General features: G+C 42.3%; 2 protein-coding genes. Both read right to left on the reverse strand.

Going from position 1 to position 2,996, the window contains the following annotated elements:
- Positions 1–2,035: tetratricopeptide repeat protein (locus ABF638_RS37440; RefSeq protein ID WP_435027794.1), on the reverse strand; the 2,035-nt coding region annotated here is incomplete at its 3' end.
- Positions 2,036–2,320: 285 nt separating this feature from the next.
- Positions 2,321–2,716, reverse strand: a complete 396-nt coding sequence (locus tag ABF638_RS37445; protein ID WP_435027795.1) for a hypothetical protein — start codon at positions 2,714–2,716, stop codon at positions 2,321–2,323.
- Between the last annotated feature and the right edge of the window lie 280 nt (positions 2,717–2,996).

Here is a 2,996-nt window from a genome sequence, read left to right on the forward strand (position 1 = left end):
CTGCTAAATTGTTCAAGCTAGTAGCGACATTGGGATGGTCGCCAGCAAACAGGCGCTTTGTCATTGCCAAAGCATCAATGTAAAGAGGTTCGGCTTCGTTGTACCGCCCTTGGCTTTTGTAGAGTACTGCTAAATTGTTCAAACTAAAAGCGACATAGGGATGGTCGCCAGCAAACAGGCGCTTTGTCATTGCCAAAGCATCAATGTACAGAGGTTCGGCATCACTGTAGCGTCCTTGGCTTTTGTAGAGCAAAGCTAAATTGTTCAAGCTAGTAGCCACATTGGGATGCTCCCCAGCAAACAGGCGCTTTGTCATTGCCAGGGCTTCAATGTACAGAGGTTCGGCATCACTGTAGCGTCCTTGGCTATTGTAGAGGTAAGCTAAATTGTTCAAGCTACCAGCCACATCTGGATGCTCCCCAGCAAACAGGCACTTTCTCATTGCCAGGGCTTCAATGTACAGAGGTTCGGCATCACTGTAGCGTCCTTGGCTATCGTAGAGACCAGCTAAATTGTTCAAGCTAGTAGCCACATTGGGATGCTCCCCAGCAAACAAGGACTGGCAAACATTTACGCAATCTTCACTCCAAGGTTCTGCTAATTTATATAATCCCTGTCCTTCGTAAAATCTTGTTATCCCCACAAATACCCAAATTACTTCATCGCTAGGAACTGATGCTAGAGAAATTATCTGTGCTTCTTTTGCTTCTTTTATCTCTGCAATTATACGTTTACCCAAGTCTTCGATATGGAGAACAATATCTCTGAGGTTTTCAATCTGCTCAGAAGTGGGTGAATGAGGAAGAATTTGAGCAAAGCCTATCATCGCAGTGGCGAAGGTTGTTTCCAAAACTGATTGTATTTTGCCAGCCTTGGCTAACTCCTCTTGCAAAAACCACCGCACTAAGGCATGAATTTTATGACATCCTGCTCTTTCTTCTACCTGTTGCAGCAAGTTGCGCCCGTAAAGTTGCTTTTTAGCTGCGTTTAATTCATCTTCTGACCAAGTTAGCTGTCTTTCTTCCTGATTTTCTGCTTCCCCTCCACCTGTCGCTACCAAAATAACCAAATCCCAAAGAATCAGTGCAGGAGAAAATAAACTCAAAAATCTTCCTAGTTGTTGCGCCAGTGGGTCGAGTTCTTCCCAAGTTAAAGCAAAGGCGGCTTTGACTCCCAGTTGAGTGGAGTTGAGAGTTTCCCGGTCTTGTAAAGCTGCTTCTGCTAATTTACGTTCTTGCAATCGCCCAAACATGATATCTAAAGATATGTCCGGGTCGCGTACTAAATAACCTCCCACTAACTCTATCCCCAAGGGCAAATATTCCAGACATTCACATATTGCTGTTGCAGCTTGTGGTTGGTTTTCGACTCGCTTATCTTTTTCGCCCAACAGTCGTTTTAACAGTTCTAAGGCTTTACCTGGTTCTTTTTGGGGTGAGAGAACATCTAAGGGAATCTCTTGAATAAAATTTGGGTCTAAATGCCGCAGTCGAGTAGTAATTAAGACTTGGAAGCGGTTATCATCGGGAACGACTTGGCGAAGGTTGTCTAAATCAGTTACGTCATCGAAGACGATTAAAATCGGCAAGGGAGAGTCGGGATATTTAGACCAACACCAGGCGACTTGTTCTTTAAGGCTTAAAAATCTTCCTCCTAATTCTTGGGGAATCTCAAAACCTAACTGCAACTGAAAAAACTCTAAAACTTCGGCGGCGAGATTGGTTTCTCTGTCGTTAAACCAGGTAATCCCGCCATAATCTTGTTCATATCGTCTGGCGTATTGGGTAGCTAATTCAGTTTTACCCACGCCACCCATTCCCGCTATTGCTACATAATTTCTGCGCTGCAAGTCTTCATGCATCATTGTCAGTTCCGTTTCTCGCCCGACGAAATGGACGGAACCGCGATAGGGGATATATTTTGTGGGAGTTAACTGTTTTTGCCCCTCAATAATTTGAGTGCCAATGGAAGCTTGACCACCAGGAGCGACGTAAACACCAATTTTTTCGGCAAACTTCCCAGAGTCTTCAGGCATACATAGTTAAATCTCAATACGGTTTGGTTAAGGGCTAATTGTACAAAATTGTGGGTTTTTTAGACGTGGTAAATTGGGTTTTTTAGACGCGATAAATCGCCGTCTCTACAAGGGGTTTGGTCTTGTCTGAACTGTATTGAGTTAAATTTTACTGTTCACAAAAACTGAAAGACTTCTCTGCAAACCTCTCTCCGAAAGGTCGAGAGGCTTTGAATCTTACTCCCCTTCCCTACAAGGGAAGGGGTTGGGGGTTAGGTCACACGATAACTAATAACTGCTGATAATTTAAAAGGACATATTTTCAATATTTCCTGTTCCACCCGGCATAACAACCTGACCAATCTTGTCTGCTAATTTCTCTAGGTTAGGCATAGCCAGAATTTCTGCAAGTTTAGGATTTGGTTCTGCTTTTGCTGCTTCTACCAATTCTTTGACTACTTGAGCCACTTCAGGATTAGCTTTAGCCGCAGATTCCACTTCTAGTACAGCTTTGCCATAGTCCAGTGGTTGCTCTGGCGCTTTCTCAATAGCAACTACAGTCTGGGGAGACTGTTTTTTGAGGGTGACGAGAAACTTACCAGTCTTATCCCATAAAGCCTCACCTACTTTTTCGCCCGTTTTTTCTAAGGCTTTGGTGGCTATTATAGTGCCAACAGCGATCGCCGCAGTTTCAAGTATCATATCCTGCCTTGACTATGTGTATCTTATTTACTTATTACCACACCGCTTTTGTTATAAATTTCGCAATTAAGTTAAAAAAACCTAGATTATCACCACTAACATTGCGCTTTAAGTTACTAAAATAATGAGTTTAGTTACCACCACTACGATTTTTGTTACAAACATCATTATTTTTGTTACATTGTTACAAATTTAGTTACTAAAATAACGAGTTTAGTTACCACAACTACGATTTTTGTTACAAACATCATTATTTTTGTTACATTGTTACAAATTTAGT

It is taken from the genome of Nostoc sp. CALU 1950 (assembly GCF_051172895.1).
Taxonomy (GTDB): Bacteria; Cyanobacteriota; Cyanobacteriia; order Cyanobacteriales; family Nostocaceae; genus Nostoc; species Nostoc edaphicum_A.